Source organism: Niveispirillum sp. (assembly GCF_052437035.1).
Taxonomy (GTDB): domain Bacteria; phylum Pseudomonadota; class Alphaproteobacteria; order Azospirillales; family Azospirillaceae; genus Niveispirillum.
Genome location: NZ_JBQVOH010000005.1, coordinates 191825 through 208017 on the forward strand (window position 1 = coordinate 191825; position 16193 = coordinate 208017).

Sequence of the window (16193 nt, forward strand, 5' to 3'; positions counted from 1 at the left end):
TACATGCTGGACACCAACTCTGTCAGCCACCTGATCCGGGAACATCCGATGGTGGTTCGCCGGGTTGTATCCGCCCCGATGACCGCCTTGTGCCTTTCTGCCGTGACCGAGGCTGAATTGCGGTATGGGCTGGCCAAGAGGCCAGAGGCCACACGTTTGCACCGCGTCGTGGGGGAGTTGCTGCTGCGCCTGGATGTCCTGCCCTGGGATAGCGATGTGGCGCGGATTTATGGTGAAACCCGCGCCGCGATGGAGCGGCAGGGAAAGGCTCTGGCACCGCTGGACCTGATGATCGCGGCGCACGCCATCGCCACAGGCTGCACCCTGGTCAGCAATGATCAGGCATTCGCCCAGCTACCCGGTCTTGCCCTGGAAGACTGGATGACGGGTTGATTGGTCGCGAACCCCTAGCCCGCCACCGTCTCCCCCTGTATTCTCCCTGCGAATGATAGCGCTAACCCGCCCGGCACGAGCCCGGGCGGAAATGGGGATGGAAAATGGCGTCGTGGATTCAGCGGGTTGCCCTGGGTGTTGTGATGGTGGGGATGCTGTCCGCGCCGGCGGTGATGGCGACCGCATCGGGACCAAAGGCGCGGCTGGTGGTGCTGACGGATATTGAGAATGAGCCGGATGATGCGCAGTCGCTGGTGCGGCTTCTGCTTTATGCCAATGAGCTGGATATCGAGGCGCTGGTCGCCACCACCTCCACCCATATGCGCAATGAGGTTCATCCCGACAGCCTGCGCCGCATCATCGCCGCCTACGGGCATGTGCAGCCCAACCTGCTGCTGCATGCGCCGGGCTATCCATCGGCGGAAAGCCTGTTGGCGCTGGTGCATGCGGGGCAGCCGGCCTATGGCATGGCGGCGACGGGGCCGGGTAAGGATAGCGAAGGGGTGCTGCGCATCATCGCCGCCCTGGACAAGGCGGACCCGCGCCCGCTCTGGGTTTCCGTCTGGGGTGGGGCCAATACCTTGGCCCAGGCGCTGATGAGGTTGAAGGCCACGCGGTCGCCGGCGGAGCTGTCGCGGTTGCTGACCAAGATGCGGGTGTATGCGATCTCCGATCAGGATGATGCCGGCGCCTGGATCCGGCGAACCTTTCCCGACCTGTTCTATATCGTCAGTCCCGGCGGCTATGGCGCGGCCACCTGGGGTGGGATGTTTGTCGCGGTGGACGGGCTGGACAACAGCACCATCTCCACCAAATGGATCGCCCACAATATCCAGCAGGGCCGTGGGCCGCTTGGCGCCGAATATCCCGATGTCGCCTATGGGATGGAGGGGGATACGCCGGCCTTTCTGGGCCTGATCCCCACGGGCCTGTCCGATCCCGACCGTCCCGATTGGGGCGGCTGGGGCGGGCGGTATGAGCTTTATGTGCCGGCACTGGAGGCGATGGACCCCAAGGGCTTTAACGGCAATGTGCCGGTGGAGGCGGAGACGCGGCCCATTTGGACCAACGCCGTCGATACCGTCACCCCCTATACCGACAGCCCGCATGGCCGCGCCATCACGCCCGGTCCCCGCAGCTACAGCCATTTTCAGGCCACCATCTGGCGCTGGCGCGATGCGTTCCAGAATGATTTCGCGGCCCGCATCGCCTGGACCACGCAGCCGCCGGAAAAGGCGAACCACCCGCCCGTCGCAGCACTGGACCATGCCGACCGCCTGACCGTGACAGCAGGCACGCTGTTTCGATTGAGCGCTAAAGGCAGTAGTGATCCTGATGGCGACAGCCTGTCCTATCACTGGTTCCATTACCCGGAGGTCGGCAGTTGGAAACAGCCGATCCCCGCCAAGGGGGCGGAGAATATCGACCGCGTCACCTTCCGCGCGCCGATGGTGACCAAGTCTGAAACCGCGCATTTCATCGCCGCCGTCACGGACAAGGGCACCCCTTCCCTGACCCGCTATCGCCGGGTGATCGTGACAATAGAGCCGAAACGGTAGGGGCCATCGGTCGATTTACGCCTGCGGTCCGCTATCCCATACTGCACGCTGCCGGGATCAGGAGATTGAGATGTGTGCATGAGCCAGGACGGAACCTACCTCGCGGTTTTCACCAGTAACAAGAACAGTGCGCGCTGGCGCGCTTGGTACGCGATGGGGGCAGAGGAGCGGCGGGCCACGGATGAGCGGGGGCTGGCGGCCCTTGCCGCCTGGGACGCGGCGCATCAGGATGTGATCGTCTATCAGGGCGGGCCGCTGGGGCCGACCAAGCGTACCTCGCCCGACGGCGTCGCCGATGTCGTGAATGAGCTGACTGTGTTCGTGGTGGTGCGCGCACCGTCGCATCAGGCGGCGGCGGAGATGTTCGCGGGGCACCCGCATTTCACCATCTTCCCCTGCGACAGCGTGGATGTCATGCCGCTGCTGGGGCCGAAGCAGGACGCGTGAGGGACCGCGATGACGCACCGGATTTACGCGATGAGCTTTGCCAGCCTGTACCCGCTCTATGTTGCCAAGGCGGAGAAGAAGGGGCGCACGAAAGCAGAGGTGGATGAGATCATCCGCTGGTTCACGGGTCACAGCCAGGAGGGGCTAGACGCGGAGATCGCTGCTGGGACGAACCTTCAAGACTTCCTGGGTCGGGCGCCCAACCTGAACCCGGCCCGCAGCCTGATCACCGGCGTGGTCTGTGGCGTGCGGGTGGAGCAGGTGGAAGAACCGCTGATGCGGGAAATCCGCTATCTGGACAAGCTGATTGACGAGTTGGCCAAGGGCAAGGCAATGGGGAAAATCCTGCGCGGATAAGGCGTTGGCCCTAATCCAGCACCCGCGCCACCTTGCGCATGCCCAGCGCGTTGGTCAGCACCATGTCGTCGGCGCGGCGCAACTCATCCACCGTCACGGCCCGTTCCTGCGCCCGCCAGTTCTTGAGAAGGGCGGCGCGCATGGTGCCGGGCAGGGCGCCTTCGGCCACGGTCGGTGTCACCCAATGCCCGTCCAGGGAAAGGAAGATATTGGCGGCGGTGGCTTCCGCGACGCGGCCCTGGCTGTTCAGCATCACGGCATCATCGGCTCCGCGTGCCGTTGCCTCCCGCCGGGCGATGATGCTGTCCAGGTAGTTCAGGGTCTTCAGCCGCGACAGAGGCGATTTCTCATTGCGGCAGGTGGTGCGGGCGATGACCAGCCGGGCAGGCGGTGCCTCTGCCGGGATGCGGCCGGCGGCCAGCATCAGGGTGGGGGTGGGGGCGTCGGGCCGGGGCAGGCCGCGGGGGCCGGGGCCGGCGGTCAGGGTCAGGCGCACCGCCGCCTCCCCCTCCATCCCGTTGGCACCCAGCAGGCCCAGGATGGCGTCGTGCAGGACCCGATCGCCGGCCGGTACGGGAAGGCCCAGAAAATCCGCCCCATCGCGCAGACGTTTCAGATGCGCGTCCAGGCGGAGCGGCACGCCGGCCTTCACGGCAATGGTCTCAAACAACCCGTCACCCAGGGTCAGGCCCCGGTCATGAGCCAGCAGGGCCGGCTTGTCGGCGGCGACGAAATCCCCGTTCAGCCAGATGACGCTCATGCCGCCCGCTCCCCCGCCTCATCCACCGCGATGACGGGGGGCCAGGCCATGGCCGGATCAAGGGCGGTCAGGATGGCTTTGGCCTTGGTCAGGCTTTCCTGATACTCCGCCTCCGGCTCGCTATCGGCCACGATGCCGCCGCCGGCCTGTACCTGTACCTTGTCGCCCGATATGGCGGCGGTGCGGATGATGATGGAACTGTCCATGGCACCATCCCAGCCGATCCACATCACCGATCCGCAATAAGGGCCGCGCCGGGCGGGCTCTAGCTCATGGATGATCTGCATGGCGCGGATTTTCGGCGCGCCAGTGATCGACCCGCCGGGAAAGCTGGCGCGCAGCAGGTCGACGGGGCCAAGGCCCGGCTTCAACCGGCCCGTGACGACGGAGGTCAGGTGATGGACGGTGCGGTAGCTTTCCAGACCCCACAGGCTGGGCACCCTGACCGACCCGATCACTGCCACCCGCGACAGGTCGTTGCGCAGCAGATCGACGATCATCAGGTTTTCCGCCCGGTCCTTCTCCGACGACAGCAGTTCCGCGGCCAGTTCGGCATCGCGCATGGCGTCGGCATGGCGGGGGCGGGTGCCCTTGATGGGCCGCGTCTCAATAGCGCCATCGGCGGATAGCGACAGGAACCGTTCCGGCGACCCCGACGCAATGGCCCGACCGTGGCCTAAGTTCAGGAACGCGGAGAAGGGGGCCGATGTGCGCGGGCGCAGGCGGCGATAGGCATCCCAGGGTGTGACGCCGGGGCGCAGACGGCCCAGAAAGCGCTGGGTCATGTTGGCCTGATAGATGTCGCCGGCCCGGATATAGTCCAGGATGCGCGCCACCCGGTCGCGATAGGTGGCGGGTGATAGCTCCGCCTCCCACCCTGGCCGGCGCAGCAGGCCGTCGCCATTGTCGCGGGAAAGCGGCGGGGCGCTGGCCAGCCGGTCATTGAGCGACTGTGCCAGTTCCTTGGCCCGGTGGGGCCGGCGGGCCGGATCGGATTCGCGTTCCCCGCCGGAGATGACCCAGGCCCTGTCCTGCGCATGGTCGATAACGGCGACAGTGTCGTACAGGCCGAAGGCCATGTCGGGCAGGTCGATGCCGGTATCCTGGGGCGCCGGCAGCCGCTCCAGATACCGGCCCAGCTCATACCCCATGACGCCCACGGCACCACCGGTGAAGGGGGGCAGGCCGGCGGGCAGGACCCGCGCAAAGGGGCGCAGCGCCTGTTCCAGGGCCGTGAAGGGGTCCAGGGTCAGCCGGGTGCCGTCCTGCGTCACCGTCCCGTCGCCCGCCACTTCGATCCAGGAAAACGGATCAGCCACCAGGATGGAGTAACGCGCGCGGCCCCCATCCGCCGCCCCGCCATCCAGCAGCATGGCCCCCTTCTGCCCCGCCAGTACCGCAAACGCGGCCAGCGGGTCGGGCAGGGTCAGAGGCAGAACATGAAGTGCGGCGGGGTTGATCATGAGCGGGACCATAACCGGGGCGAGCGGGTTCAACAATGGCCCGCTTTCGCACACCAACCCCTGGCATCATGCCCTGCCAACCCCATATCCCATTGGCGTTCCTTCTCGCGCCCTGGGTGCGGGGCGGGGAACTTCATCGTAACGGGGTTGTTTCACCTCTGGCCGTGCGGCTGCCTTCGCGGTTAGTGTGGGCGGGTTCGGTATCAATCGGAACGGGTCATGCGGATCATCCTACGCGTTTTCGCCATCATTGGCTTTCTGTCTGTGCTTCTCGTCGCCGGTGCCATCGGCCTTGGTGTGCATCTGGCCAACCGGCAGCCCAAGCTGCCCGACAGCATCGTTCTTGAACTGGACCTGGAAAAGCCGCTGGCCGAGGCGCCGGCGAACAGCCCGGTCGCGGGTCTGCTGGGGGATCACCGCACCACGGTGGAACAGGTGGTCCGCACCCTGAACCGGGCATCCAAGGACCCGCGTGTCAAGGGCATCATTGCCCGCACCGGCAATGGCGTGCATTCCTTTGCGGTGACGCAGGAACTGCGCGACAGCATCGCCAAGCTGCGCAAGGAAGGCCGCTTTGCCATCGTCCATGCCGAAAGCTTTGGCGAAATGGGCAATGGCATGCAGCCCTATTACCTGGCCACGGCGTTCGAGCAGGTGTGGATGCAGCCGATGGGCGACATGGCTATCACCGGCATGCAGGCGGAACTGACCTTCCTGCGCGGCACGCTGGACAAGCTGAAGGTAGAGCCGCAGTTCCGCAAGCGCGAGGAATACAAGTCCTTCGCCGAGCAATATACGGAAACCGGCCCGACCCCGGCCAACCGCGAAGCCATCGACAGCCTGATCGGTGATCTGTTCAACCAGTGGGTGACCGATGTGGCGCTGGCCCGTGGCATCAATGATGCCGCCGTGCGCGCCGCCGTGGACAAGGCCCCGCTGATGGACAAGGAGGCACTGGACGCCAAGCTGGTCGACAAGCTGGCCTATTGGGACGAGGCGGTTGACTGGGCCATCGAGAAGGCCAAGGCCGCCGGCGGCACCGGTGGCGAGCCGGAACTGGTCAGCCTGCAGGATTATAACCGCGCCCCGCCGGAAGGGATCGATATGTCGATCACCGATGCGCCGCTGGTGGCCATGATCGTCGGTGACGGCGCCATCATGCGCGGGGACAGCCAGGCCGATCCTTTGTCGGGTGACGAAAGCTTTGGTGCGGCCACCATTGCCGCCGCCTTTGACCAAGCCATTGAAGATGACAATGTGAAGGCCATCCTGTTCCGTGTGAACAGCCCTGGCGGCAGCGCCGTCGCGTCGGAGGTGGTGCGCCGCAAGGTGCTGAAGGCCAAGGCCAAGGGCAAGCCGGTCATCGTGTCGATGGGCGCCGTTGCGGCATCGGGCGGTTACTGGGTCTCCATGGGGGCTGACCGCATCGTGGCCGAACCCGGCACCATCACCGGTTCCATCGGCGTGATCGCCGGCAAGATGGTGGTGCGCGGCCTGACCGATTGGGCCGGTATCAATGTCGAACCGATCAGCCGCGGTGCCAATGCCGGCATGTGGTCCTCCAACACGCCGTTCAGCGAGACCCAGGAAGCCCGCCTCAACGCCTTCCTAGACAGCACCTATGCCGCCTTTACCCAGGGTGTGGCCGAAGGGCGCAACCTGCCGCTGGACAAGGTGAAGGAGATTGCCAAGGGCCGTGTCTATACGGGCCGTCAGGCCAAGGAACTGGGCCTTGTGGATGCGCTGGGCGGTTATGCCACCGCCATGGGCGAGGTGCGCAAGGCGCTGAAGCTGGCCGAGGATGCGCCCGTGCGCGCGATTACCCTGCCGCACAAGCGCTCGCAGTTCGACTTCATTATGGAACTGCTGTCGGGTGACGCGCGCGCGGCGGTCAGCGATGCCGTGACGGCAGAAGTGGCCGATCGTACCCTTGCCCCGTTCCGCCCCGCCCTATCCACCCTGGCCCCCTATCTGAAGGCGGATCAGGACATGGTGGTGCTGATGCCGGCCATGGTGCGGCACGGGTTCTGATCACGGTACCTGCATTGTTAATGCAAGGCCCGCCATGGTTTACGCCATGGCGGGCCTTGTCATTTTCAGTGGCCGGCCAGCATGGCGACAGCGCCAATTGCCAGCAGAACCGCCATGGTGCGGTTGAAAAGGCGCATCCGGTCCGCCGTGCCGATGATCTGCGACGCCCAGGTGCCGGCATAGGCCCAGAGAGCGATAGACGCGTAGCAGATGATGAAATAGAGGCCGGCGAAGACCAGGACGCTGACCATGCCGTCCTGCAATCCATAGGCGCCCATGCCGGCCACCGCCGCGATCCAGGCCTTGGGGTTCAGCCATTGCAGGCTGGCCCCGGCCCATAGCGAGGGTGCCACCGGCACCTCACCCGCCGCCATGCCGCCAGCGGCCCGCCAGAGGCGTAAGGCCAGATAGAACAGGAACCCGGTTCCCGCCACCCGCATGGCCATATCCAGCATGGGCAGCCGCGCCACCGCGTCGGCCATGCCAAGACCGGCCAGCAGCAGCAGGGCCGTGAAGCCCACCGTGGCGCCGGTGACGAAGCCCAGGCTGCGCCGGAACCCGTGCTGCACGCCGCTGGCCAGCGCCATGCTGTTGACGGGACCGGGGGTGATGGAGGCGACAAGCGCGAAGCTGGCCATGGCCAGCAGCAGGGTGCTGTTCATGCCCGCCCCCGTTTGTCGATGATGGCGGAGCGGCATTGTCTATCGTCAAAGGATCGGGTCACGGGTGGCGTCTCCGGGGCTGTTTGCCCGTTTATCGCCACCCGGCCCGATCCCGTATTGAAGGAAATTGACCTTTTGATAGGCTCGTGCCGGTTGTCGGGATGTCAGCGGGTGGTTCCCTCACCCTCCCATTGGCTAGTGCCAATGGGCCCCTCCCTCTCCCACCTTCGTGGGCGAGGGGTGGAATTTTGTCCCTCGCCCGCTTGCGGGAGAGGCAGCAACATCCCGCCTTAGAACTTCGCCCCCAATGTCACGCCCCATTCCCGCGGGCGGCCATAGGAGGCCTCGGCCAGACCGAAGGCGGCGCTGGCATTGCCCGACACGAAATAGCGCCGGTCGGTCAGGTTGGTGGCGAACAGGGCCAGGGTCCAGCTGTCATCCGGCGAGGTATAGGTCAGGCGGCTGTTGACGATGCCATAGCCGGACTGTGCCACCAGTTCGGTATTGGCCACGTCATTGTAGAACTTGGAATAGGCCGACAGATCGCCGCGCAGGCTGAGCGTGCTGCCGTCACCCATGGCGTAGGTATATTGCAGGCCCGTGCTGACCGTCCATTTCGGGGTCTTCACGAACTTTGCCGCCTTGGTGATGGGCAAGATCTGCGTGGGGCCCAGGCCCGTCCCGACCTCGTCATATTTCGCGTCGGTGTAGCCGACGGCCAGATCGAAATCGAGGCCCTTGGCCGGCTTGGCCCGCACCTCCAGCTCCGCCCCCTTGATGGTGCCCTTCGCGGCGTTGGCCACGAAGTTGCGGGGCGTCTGGTTCACGGTCAGCTGGATATTGTCATACTTGCTGAGATATCCCGCGACATTGACGATCAGGCGGTTGTCCAGCCAGCCGGTCTTGGCCCCGACCTCATAGGTCCAGATGGTTTCCGGCTCATACTGCGTCACTTCCGAGGCATCGGCCAGCGGGCGGGCATTGTAGCCGCCGCTCTTGAAGCCCTTGCCCGCGGAGGCGTAGAGCATCGCGTCGTCACTGGCCTTGTATTCCAGGCCAAGCTTCGGCGTGAAGGCGTTCCAGTCGCCCGACCGCTGCACGTCGGTGAAGACCACCTGATCGCGCTGACGGCGGTTGAAGACTGAAATCCACTTCTTGTCGCGGTTCCAGCGGGCGCCGGCGGTGACCGACAGATCGTCCGTCAGCTTGAAATTGCCCTGGCCGAATGCCGCATAGGAGGTGTTATCGATACGGTTCAGGATCAATGTGGCGGGCGACAGTGCCGGCCCCAGCGGCGGCCACAGGCCCATGGCCAGATCGGCGCGGGCATTGTCGGTGCCTTCCTCGGTGAAGTAATAGACGCCACCCACCCAGGTGAAACGGCCATCCATGCCATCGCCGCTCAACTGGAATTCCTGGCTGAACTGCCACTGGTCATCGTCGTTGAACGTCTCGCGATAGGTGAAGGGCGTATTGTCGCCGTCTCGGGCAAAGGTCGCCTGCAGCTCACGATAGGCCGTGATGCTTTTGGCCTCGACAGTGCCCAGGTTCCAGGTCAGGGTGCCGGCCAAGCCCCACAGGTCCAGATCGTTGACATTGGGGCCGGTGGCCCAGGTGGTGAACGGGCTGTCGGTGATGAAGGAGCTGTTCAGCGTCTTCTGACCGTTGGGCGCGGTCACGCCGCGTGTCGGGGCCACAAGGTTGTTGTAGTTCACCAGGAAGGGTACGCCGGTCAGGCCCGGCGCCGGCGCGATGGCCAGCAACTTGTTCGGGGCGGAATGTTCGCGGGCCCGCGTAACATCGCCAACCAGATGAAAATCGATATCTTCCGTAACATTCGTCGTGATCTGCAACCGTGCACTGTCGGCATTGCGGTCGCCCATGTCCTGGCCGTCGGACAGGCGCTTGGCATAGCCATCGCGGTTCAGCGAGGAAACCGACAGGCGGGTCAGCACCTTGCCATCGGCCAGGGGCACATTCACCACGCCCTTCACATCCAGCCGGTCGAAGCGGCCCGTGGTCAGTTCCACCCGGCCCGACAGATCATCCGTGGGACGCTGCGTGCTGATCAGGACGGCGCCGCCGATGGTGTTCTTGCCGAACAGGGTGCCCTGCGGCCCGCGCAATACCTCAACGCTGGCCAGATCCACCGCATCCATGATGCCGCCGATGGAGCGGGCATAATAGACGCCATCAACATAGAAGCCGACGCCGGGATCGCTGAAGATCGCGAAGTCGTTCTGGCCGATGCCGCGAATGAAGACGGTGGCGTTGTAATTGCCCCCCGACAGGGCGGCGGCACCGTCAAACCGAATGTTCGGCGTGAAGCGGGCAATATTGTCCAGCGTCTCCACGCTGCGCGCTTCCAGCGCTTCCGCCGTGAAGGCCGTGACGGCCACGGGCGTGTCCTGCAACGCTTCCGACCGGCGCCGCGCCGTCACCACGATCTCTTCCAGCGTCGCGCCGTCATTCTGGGCTGGGGCCGTCTGGGCGGCGACCGGAGCCGCCATGGCCAGCATCAGGCCCGTGGACAGCAGCAGACGATGGATAGAGCGGACGCGCAAATCCCCCTTCGCCGGGCACGCCCGGCGTTCCGCGATAGACATGAAGTTCCTCCCTTGGAAGCTTTTATGTTTGCTTGGGCGTGGCTGTTGGCACGTTCTCAGCCATCGTATATTCGCATAATGATTATGCGATATTACATTTTGTTGCGCAAGAGATAATGTTGGTCCGATATAGTCCAGCGGGTGTGCTGGTTTTGGGTATATTCAACTAATTGAAAATATAAACCGTTGTATTTATCTACTAAGCTCCAGACCTCTAGATTGGGCCGGGGATATCGCCGTAGGTCAGGTCGATCCGCAGGTGAGCCCTGATGCCGATGGTGCCTTTATCGGTCAGGGCTCGTGCTTTGCCCGCGACCTGACCGACATGGACTGGTTGTCAGTCCCGATATTTCCGGCCAGCCTTTGCATGGTCCTTGGCGCGGAAGGTGACGGCGGTGAATTCCGGGGGCTTACGGGCCACCCACTGGATGAAGGCGGCGATGTCGGGATGGGCGCGCAAGGACTCCAGCGTGGTGTAGCCGCGCGCCAGTTCCTTTTCCGACAGTTCGGCATGGATTTTCCGGTGGCAGACGCGGTGCAGTGGCACCGTTTCCTTGCCACCCTGGCTGCGGGGCAGCAGGTGGTGTTCCTCCACGCTGGGCCCCGCGATCAGGGGCCGACCACACAGGCCGCAATCGCCCAGGACCTTGCCCGCCGATGCGGTGCGCACAGGCAGGGCCAGATCCGGGGGCAATGGCTTCAGGCGTGTCACGGCCAGCCTCGCATGGTCAGATCACTTCCCCCTTGGTGATGCGGGCCAGCCGGTCATTGACCGCCTGCCAGTTCACCAGATTCCACCAGGCTGCCAGATAGTCCGCCCGGCGGTTCTGATATTTAAGATAATAGGCATGTTCCCAGACGTCATTGCCCATCAGGACGGGCTTGCCCTCCATCAGGGGCGTATCCTGGTTAGGCTTCGCCTGGATCAACAATTTGCCGTCGGGCGCAAGCGTCACGAACACCCAGCCGGACCCGAACTGTTTGGCACCGGCCTCATTGAAGGCCTTCTTGAAGGCGTCGAACCCGCCGAAGCTGCCATCGATGGCCTTGGCGACAGCGCCGGTGGGGGTGCCGCCGGCACCCGGCCCCATGATGGACCAGAACATGGAATGGTTGGCATGGCCGCCGCCATTATTGCGCACGGCGGTGCGCACCGCGTCGGGCAGGTCCGGCAGCTTGGCCATCAACTCGGTCAGGGACAGTTTTTGCAACTGCCCGTAATCGGCCAATGCGTTGTTGAGGTTGGTGACATAGGCCTGATGATGCTTGCCATGGTGGATTTCCATGGTTTGGGCATCGATATGCGGTTCCAGGGCCGCCGGGGCGTAGGACAGGGCCGGCAGCGTGTAGGGGGAGGGGCCCTGTGCCATTGCGGGGCCGGCGCTCGCCATGCCCGCCACACCGGCGGCAAGGCCGGTGACCAGGACCTGCCGGCGGTCCAGGGTGATACCCTGTCCCTGCGGGGCTTTCACAAAACGCGTCATGGTCTGATCCTTCCATTCGTGGTTTGGTGATGCGCCGGGCGACCGCCCTCGCCTATACAGCGGGGGGCGACCCTGGACCCTCCTTCCACGCAATGCAATTCAGATGACCCGCATCATCCTGTTGAATAAGCCATTCGACCTATTGTGCCAGTTCACGGACGAAGGCACAGGCGCGCGTACCCTGGCCCAATGCGTCGATGTGCCCGGCGTCTATCCGGCGGGCCGGCTGGACCGTGACAGCGAGGGGCTGGTGGTGCTGACCGATGATGGCGGCCTGATCGCCCGCATCAGCCAGCCGCGCCATAAATGGCCCAAAACCTATTGCGTGCAGGTGGAGGGCGTGCCGACCGACGAGGCCCTGGCCGCCCTGCGCCAGGGCGTGACCCTGAAGGATGGGCCGACCCTGCCGGCAGAGGTGCGGCGGATCGAGGAGCCATCCTGGCTGTGGCCCCGCACCCCGCCGGTCCGGTTCCGGCAGTCGATCCCCACCAGCTGGATCGAGATCGTGCTGCGCGAGGGCAAGAACCGGCAGGTGCGGCGCATGACGGCGGCAGTGGGTTTCCCGACCCTGCGCCTGATTCGCCGCGCCGTCGGCGACTGGACCCTGGACGGATTGGAGCCGGGTCAGTGGCGGGAGGTTAGCGTCGGGTCCATAGCTGCCGCACCGCGTCCACCAACGCGGCGGCCCCCTGCAGGAAAGCCACGGCGGCCCGGTTGATCATCGCGATCTCTCCCCGGTAGATCTGTTTCAGGGCACCGCGCATGCTGCCGATGCCGCCCTCGGCCAGGACATGGAAGCGTCGGGCGCTGATCAGCCAGATGGGGCTGAACAGCCAGGAGAGCGCGATGACCGTCACCGCCATCTGCTGCGCGTCGCGGTCAATGACGCCGATGGACAGGCCGGCGGCGGCCAGCACGAAGCTGAATTCCCCCAGGCTGCCCATGATGACGCCAGCGGGAAAGGCCCGCTCCCACGGTTCGCCCAGCAGATGCAGGGTGCCGACATTGATGGCCGATTTCACCGCCGTCACCGCGAACAGCAGCAACAGCACCTCCCCAAGATGCGACCAGACGAAGGACAGGTCGATCATCAGGCCGATGGACAGGAAGAACACCACGATCAGCACCGACTGGATCGGGTGGGTGGCGCGCAAGGCCTGGGCCCGCCCATCGGAATTGCCCAGCATGAAACCCGCAACAAAGGCGCCGAACGCCGCGGACAGGCCAATGACGCCCGTCGCCGCCGCCATGGTGAAACAGAAGGCCATTGCGGCCAACGGAATGACCTCATGGTTGCGCTTGAACCATTCGCCATAGGGAACGGCCAGCCGTTCCCGGCGTGACAGGAACCAGACCAGCCCGCCCAGGGCCGCCATGGCGGCCCCCAGCTTGAAAAACACAGCCGCCGACAGGCCGCTTCCGCTGCCCATGCCATTGGTGATCAGCAGCAGCGGCACAAAGGCCAGATCCTGGGCGATCAGCACGCCGACGGTGACGCGGCCCGTCTCCGTCTTCAGTTCGCCTACATCCTCCAGCATCTTGATGGCCACCGCCGTGCCCGACAGGGCCATGACGAAGCCCATGACGATGGCGCGCGGCCAGGGCCAGCCCAGCAGCAGGCCGGCAAGGCCGGTGACCAGCAGCGACAGGCCGATCTGACAGGCGACCGCCGCCAGCGCCACCTTCCACACTGCCTGGAACGCCTTCACCGACAGTTCCATGCCCACCAGGAATAGCAGCATCAGCACGCCCAGCTCCGCCAGTGCACTGATGCTTTCCGATGGGGAGACAAGGCCGAAACCGCCCGGCCCCAGAACGATGCCTGCCACGATATAGCCGACGATGGCCGGCTGTTTCAGCCGCGACAGGGCCAGTCCGCACAGCAGGGCGACGGACATGACGATGGCGATGCCGGTCAGATCGAAATGATGCTGCAAGGGTTTTTCCCGGTCTCCGGTTGGTCAGGACACCGACACAGTTTCCCAACCATGGCGCTGCATCGCAACCACCAATCACCGCAGACAGATCCAATCGTCACAGCTCGCAAAGGATCGCCCCGCAGGGCCGGGGGATGGGTTTCCCGGTTGCCTGCGGGGCGTCCCGTCACCCGCGTACTCACAGGTGACGGTCGGATCAGCAGCCGTTGGTGACAACCGCACCGGGCTTGCTGGGCGTGGACAGGGACCAGAGATGGCCGTAGGGGTCACGGACCTGGCCGTAACGGTCGCCCCAGAACATGTCGGCGGGCTTCATCGCCTCTGTGGCGCCGGCGGCCACGGCCTGGGCGAAGGCGGCGTCGATATCGGGGACTGCCATATGCAGCGTCACGGGCGCGTGCTTGGGGTATTCGGTGGGGGTGCCGCCGCGATATTCGGGGAAATCATCGCACATCATGATGGTGCCGCCATTGATGATCAGCTGGGCATGCAACAGCCGCTTGCCATCTTCCGCCGGCATTTCCATGACCTTGGTGGCGCCGAAGGCCTTAATATAGAACTCAATGGCTTCACGCGCGCCAGTCACTACCAGATGCGGGATGACGCCGGGGATGTTGTGCGCGTATTCGGGCTTGTCGGTCATGGGTTTCTCCATGGGTTGGTAAATAGATGATAGCCCAAGGACGGTGGGCGGCCCCCTTGATCCGACAGTGCCCCTGAAAAAATTTACGGGCTCTGCAAACCATCCAGAATCTGGCGGATATGGGCAGCTTCCGCCGGGCTGTGGGCCAGCGCGATGGCGCGGCCAAAGGCGTCGCGCGCCTCTGCGGTACGGCCCAGCTGTTTCAGCAACCCGCCGCGCAGCCCATGAAAATGGAAATAGCCTGACAGGCGGTCGCCCAGCGGTTCCACCATGGCAAGGGCCGCCGCCGCCCCGCGCGCCTTTGATACCGCGACAGCCCGGTTCAAGGTGACGACGGGGGAGGGGGACAGGGCCTCCAGCCCGCCATAGAGCAGGTCGATCTGCGCCCAGTCAGTATCGGCGGGGGTCGCGGCGCGCGCATGCAAGGCGGCGATGGCGGCCTGTATCTGATAAGGGCCGGAACGGCGGTGGCGCACGGCCTTGTCCAGCAGGGCCAGCCCCTCATTGATGGCCGAGCGGTGCCACAGGGTCCGGTCTTGGTCCTCCAGCAGGATCACCGATCCGTCGGGGGCGAAGCGGGCGGGGCGGCGGGCATGCTGCAACAGCATCAGGGCCAGCAGCCCCATCACCTCCGGCTCCGCCGGGAACAGGCGCAGCAGCAGCCGGCCCAGGCGGATCGCCTCCTCGCATAGCGGCGCGCGGGCCGGCTGTTCGTCGGCACTGGCGGAATAGCCTTCGTTGAAGAGCAGATAGACCATGGCTGCCACAGGCCCCAGCCGTTCCGGCCGGTCGGCGGCGCCCGGTGCCTCAAACGCGACCGGGTTTGTGGCGATACGGGCCTTGGCGCGGGTGATGCGCTGTTCCATGGCGCTGTCGCCGACCAGGAAGGCGCGCGCGATCTGCTTCACCGACAGGCCCGACACGATGCGGAGCGCTAGTGCGATCTGCTGTGTCGCCGGCAGGTCCGGATGGCAGCAGATGAACAAGAGGCGCAGGACATCGTCGCGGTAATCCGCCGCGTCCAGCCGCCCCGCCATCTCCGCCTCCCGATCCGACAGATCGGACAAAGGCGCGTCATCATCGGGCAGGGCGACATGGCGGGACCGCACGCGGGTCTGGTCGATACCGGCATTGCGGCCCACCATGATCAGCCAGGCAGCACTGTCGCGCGGCGGCCCGTTCTTTGGCCAGGATGAGAGGGCGCGCAAGGCGGCCTCCTGAAACGCTTCCTCCGCCAGGTCCAGATCGCGGAAATAGCGCAGCAGCGCCCCCACCGCCTGGGGCCGGGCCGCCGCCAGGGCGGCGTTGATCCAGCCTGTATCCGTGGTCATGGTGACAGCGGCCCCCCCGGCATGAACAGGGCCACGGGCCGGATTTCATAGGAACCCTTGCCCGGATTGGCCTTGGCAAGTTCGCGTGCCTTGTCCAGCGCCTCTTCCAGCCCCTCGCAATCGACGATGTAGAAGCCCAGAAGCTGTTCCTTGGTCTCCGCAAACGGACCGTCCAGGATCAGCGGCTCCTCCTTGCCCTTGCGCAGGGTGGCGGCGGCCGTTGTCGGCATCAGGCGCGCGACTGGGCCCAGCTTGCCCTTGTCCGCCCAGCCCTGCTGCACCTTGCCCAGCCGGTCCATGACAATGGCATCTTCTTCCGGCGTCCAGGCGCCGACATAGTCTTCCTCATTATAGCACAGAATGGCGTACAGCATGATCGGGCCTCCCTTCATCTTCATAGGACGGGGAAGTATGCCGCGCGCCGACATTGGCGTTCAGAAAAATTCATCACCGGCACCGTCACCGACGGGCGGATAGGCACGACATCGGCGCTTCACCCCCCGAACCATCGGGCCTGATG

16 protein-coding genes are annotated in these 16193 nt (G+C 65.1%); 6 read left to right on the forward strand and 10 right to left on the reverse strand.

Going from position 1 to position 16193, the window contains the following annotated elements:
• The first annotated feature begins 3 nt into the window (after positions 1–3).
• The 4 genes from ACT6Q8_RS14610 (at position 4) to ACT6Q8_RS14625 (ending at position 2756) form a co-directional block, all read left to right on the forward strand.
• Entirely contained in the window at positions 4–393 is a 390-nt protein-coding gene (locus tag ACT6Q8_RS14610) for a type II toxin-antitoxin system VapC family toxin (protein ID WP_444733392.1), read from the forward strand.
• A gap of 104 nt (positions 394–497) precedes the next feature.
• Positions 498–1952, forward strand: a complete 1455-nt coding sequence (locus tag ACT6Q8_RS14615; RefSeq protein ID WP_444733393.1) for a nucleoside hydrolase-like domain-containing protein — start codon at positions 498–500, stop codon at positions 1950–1952.
• A gap of 78 nt (positions 1953–2030) precedes the next feature.
• Positions 2031–2399: a hypothetical protein gene (locus ACT6Q8_RS14620; RefSeq protein WP_444733394.1), complete on the forward strand. Its 369-nt coding sequence runs from the start codon at positions 2031–2033 to the stop codon at positions 2397–2399.
• A gap of 9 nt (positions 2400–2408) precedes the next feature.
• Positions 2409–2756, forward strand: coding sequence for a DUF2200 domain-containing protein (locus ACT6Q8_RS14625; protein ID WP_444733395.1), 348 nt, complete (start codon positions 2409–2411; stop codon positions 2754–2756).
• Positions 2757–2766: 10 nt separating this feature from the next.
• Here ACT6Q8_RS14625 and ACT6Q8_RS14630 read toward each other — a convergent pair whose 3' ends face one another.
• Together ACT6Q8_RS14630 and pabB are read right to left on the reverse strand one after the other, a co-directional pair.
• The gene (locus ACT6Q8_RS14630; protein ID WP_444733396.1) at positions 2767–3516 is read right to left on the reverse strand and encodes an aminotransferase class IV; all 750 of its coding nucleotides are present in this window, start codon (positions 3514–3516) and stop codon (positions 2767–2769) included.
• Positions 3513–4979 carry an aminodeoxychorismate synthase component I gene (gene pabB / locus ACT6Q8_RS14635; protein ID WP_444733397.1) on the reverse strand — a complete coding sequence of 489 codons (1467 nt, stop codon included), beginning with the start codon at positions 4977–4979 and terminating at the stop codon, positions 3513–3515. Before pabB ends, ACT6Q8_RS14630 begins: the two co-directional genes overlap by 4 nt.
• Positions 4980–5198: 219 nt before the next feature.
• On the opposite strand from pabB, the gene sppA reads away from it, so the two are divergent.
• On the forward strand, positions 5199–7010 hold the full coding sequence (gene sppA, locus ACT6Q8_RS14640) for a signal peptide peptidase SppA (protein WP_054170274.1): 1812 nt from the start codon (positions 5199–5201) through the stop codon (positions 7008–7010).
• 65 nt (positions 7011–7075) lie between these two features.
• Here sppA and ACT6Q8_RS14645 read toward each other — a convergent pair whose 3' ends face one another.
• From ACT6Q8_RS14645 to ACT6Q8_RS14660, 4 genes are all read right to left on the reverse strand, one after another.
• Entirely contained in the window at positions 7076–7672 is a 597-nt protein-coding gene (locus ACT6Q8_RS14645; RefSeq protein ID WP_054170273.1) for a LysE family translocator, read from the reverse strand.
• 290 nt (positions 7673–7962) lie between these two features.
• Positions 7963–10278 carry a TonB-dependent receptor gene (locus ACT6Q8_RS14650; RefSeq protein ID WP_444733398.1) on the reverse strand — a complete coding sequence of 772 codons (2316 nt, stop codon included), beginning with the start codon at positions 10276–10278 and terminating at the stop codon, positions 7963–7965.
• Positions 10279–10615: 337 nt separating this feature from the next.
• Entirely contained in the window at positions 10616–10990 is a 375-nt protein-coding gene (locus ACT6Q8_RS14655) for an HNH endonuclease signature motif containing protein (RefSeq protein WP_444733399.1), read from the reverse strand.
• 16 nt (positions 10991–11006) lie between these two features.
• A complete protein-coding gene (locus ACT6Q8_RS14660; RefSeq protein WP_444733400.1) occupies positions 11007–11762 on the reverse strand; it encodes a superoxide dismutase in 756 nt (251 codons plus the stop codon).
• Between the two features lie 103 nt (positions 11763–11865).
• On the opposite strand from ACT6Q8_RS14660, the gene ACT6Q8_RS14665 reads away from it, so the two are divergent.
• On the forward strand, positions 11866–12480 hold the full coding sequence (locus ACT6Q8_RS14665; protein ID WP_444733401.1) for a pseudouridine synthase: 615 nt from the start codon (positions 11866–11868) through the stop codon (positions 12478–12480).
• Here ACT6Q8_RS14665 and ACT6Q8_RS14670 read toward each other — a convergent pair.
• The 4 genes from ACT6Q8_RS14670 to ACT6Q8_RS14685 form a co-directional block, all read right to left on the reverse strand.
• Complete coding sequence (locus ACT6Q8_RS14670; protein WP_444733402.1) at positions 12401–13699, reverse strand: cation:proton antiporter; 1299 nt, start codon at positions 13697–13699, stop codon at positions 12401–12403. The genes ACT6Q8_RS14665 and ACT6Q8_RS14670 overlap by 80 nt on opposite strands.
• A 196-nt stretch (positions 13700–13895) precedes the next feature.
• Positions 13896–14342 (reverse strand): VOC family protein, encoded by a 447-nt coding sequence (locus tag ACT6Q8_RS14675; RefSeq protein ID WP_054170307.1) that lies wholly within the window; start codon positions 14340–14342, stop codon positions 13896–13898.
• A gap of 83 nt (positions 14343–14425) precedes the next feature.
• Positions 14426–15673, reverse strand: a complete 1248-nt coding sequence (locus ACT6Q8_RS14680; protein WP_444733403.1) for an RNA polymerase sigma factor — start codon at positions 15671–15673, stop codon at positions 14426–14428.
• Positions 15670–16047 (reverse strand): YciI family protein, encoded by a 378-nt coding sequence (locus ACT6Q8_RS14685; protein WP_054170267.1) that lies wholly within the window; start codon positions 16045–16047, stop codon positions 15670–15672. The genes ACT6Q8_RS14680 and ACT6Q8_RS14685 overlap by 4 nt, the downstream gene beginning before the upstream one ends.
• Positions 16048–16193: the final 146 nt, after the last annotated feature.